This window comes from Pseudomonas sp. P4_C3, from assembly GCF_056402075.1.
In genome coordinates, this window is record NZ_JBFUIC010000550.1 from 1 (window position 1) to 1,833 (window position 1,833).

Here is a 1,833-nt window from a genome sequence, read left to right on the forward strand (position 1 = left end):
CTATAGGGTTAGAAAACTAGGGCTAGATGGTGTTTTTGACTACATATTCTGTCCTGAGGATCATATTGTTCCTGATAATGTTGGGGAGACCAGACGCTATCCTGCTGAACATTATGTATTGAAGTCCACCATCCAACATCACACGCCTAAGGGCTCAAAAAAACCTGATGTCGATGTGCTGCAGTGGATAGTGGCGGATTTGAGCTTGAAAACCTCAGAGTGTGTCTACATTGGCGATAGCTTGATGAAGGACATCGCCATGGCCAATGATTGCGGAATTGATAGCGTTTGGGCGAAATACGGCGTAGCACATAAGCGCGATGAGTATAAGTTGCTCCAAGAGGTAACGCATTGGACGCCAGCGGAGGTTGAACGAGAGCAGAAGATTAGGGAGCGTGAACACGTTTCGCCAAGCTTTGTCTTGAATGAAGGGTTTGCGGAGCTTCTGTCGATTTTTGACTTTAAATCTTTTGTTGGTGTACGGGGATAAATATGTCACGGGAAAGGGAAGCAGAAATTATTGAGGTCTGGAAGGCCGTTATAGACGTTCAGATTCATTTCAACGACATAGGGATGCGTATTCGTGGGATGTTTGTAACTATCATCCTAGCGCTTTTTGCTTCTCTTGGTTTTTTATTAGATAAGAAAATTGGGCTGGAGGCTGGGCGCCTGGTTATCCAATTTGCTGTGGTCGTGCCTTTGTTTGGTGTGCTTGGTACTTATCTGTTCTATTTTATGGACAGATACTGGTATCACCGGTTGCTGATTGGTGCTGTTAAACAAGGAATAGTGATTGAGCAGCTCGGAATTGGAACTGTTCCTGAATTAAATCTCACGAAGGTTATTGGTGATGAAAGTCCGTATGAGCCTCGGGGGTTCGCGAAATTTTTTGCGGGATTGATAGTAAGCCACCCCAAGCTTAAGACCACTGGAAAACTACACTCAGATGGTAAAATTGAGTTTTTTTATAAGTCGGTGATGGTCGCTTTGACCTTGACTGCGCTGCTCATAGCGTGCATGGGCGGTGTAGAACTAAAATCTTCATCGCCCTCTACACCAATAAAGGCTCCGGTCGTTGAATCCATCGGCAAGGCAGAGGGGAATGGAAGTTCTCAGGCAGGCGAAGGAAAGTTGAATTCGCTGAAAGAGACAGAGATCGCTATTAAAAGTACCGAAATTTTGCCACCTGCTAAGTCCAACACAGATAACTCTAAGGTTGATAAGGCGCCGGACGTTGCTCCACCATCTAAGATTGATGCTGCTGAGGGTCATGCGGAAAAGAAGTCTGAAGGCTCGCCACAATCAAAACATGATGCAGCTAACGATCATATTGGAAACAGGGCAGATACTCCACCGAGTGTACCTACGGGAGGCACATCTAACAGTAAGTAAAAGTCATTTAATTGTGAGATTTTGAGTTGCTTGCGGTCTATGTAGGCAACTTTTCTCATATCTATTTTTGATTGTTTTTAGTGTTAGATTTGATAGGTTTCTCGTTGTTTTTCACGGTTGGTGTCTAAGTGCTTGGAATTAGTGTTTTGATTTGATGTTGCCATAGAGGTATTGTGTTTAGTGTCGTTTTTAGTTGATGTGTGGTAGTGATGTTGGGCGATGATTATGTTGCGTATTATACTCGGCTCAGTCGCGTGACTTCGGGGTACTGCTTCTTCATCCGAAATTTTGTTAATTCGCCAAACCCTTCGATCCAGCGATCTCTGATCGCGCTGATCGAAGGGTTCACCTGCGTTTCCCGACTGCCACCTCGGTTTTCCTATCCCCATCCAATCCGTCCGCCAGCGCGGTCCGTCGTTTTCGGGCCGGTGCGGCATTACG

The 1,833-nt window shown here is 45.4% G+C and carries 3 protein-coding genes; 2 read left to right on the top strand and 1 reads right to left on the bottom strand.

All coding sequences use genetic code 11. From position 1 onward, the window contains the following. Positions 1–490 (top strand): HAD family hydrolase (locus AC1DVH_RS30490; protein WP_477756926.1); only part of this gene is annotated, 490 nt, incomplete at its 5' end. 2 nt (positions 491–492) lie between these two features. Next, positions 493–1,392, top strand: a complete 900-nt coding sequence (locus AC1DVH_RS30495) for a hypothetical protein (RefSeq protein ID WP_477756927.1) — start codon at positions 493–495, stop codon at positions 1,390–1,392. A gap of 83 nt (positions 1,393–1,475) precedes the next feature. Here AC1DVH_RS30495 and AC1DVH_RS30500 read toward each other — a convergent pair. Beyond that, positions 1,476–1,833: hypothetical protein (locus AC1DVH_RS30500; protein ID WP_477756928.1), on the bottom strand; the 358-nt coding region annotated here is incomplete at its 5' end.

Bases quoted from the DNA above. Each gene is read 5' to 3' on its own strand.
- AC1DVH_RS30495 (WP_477756927.1), top strand. From the start codon at position 493: ATGTCACGGGAAAGGGAAGCAGAAATTATTGAGGTCTGGAAGGCCGTT.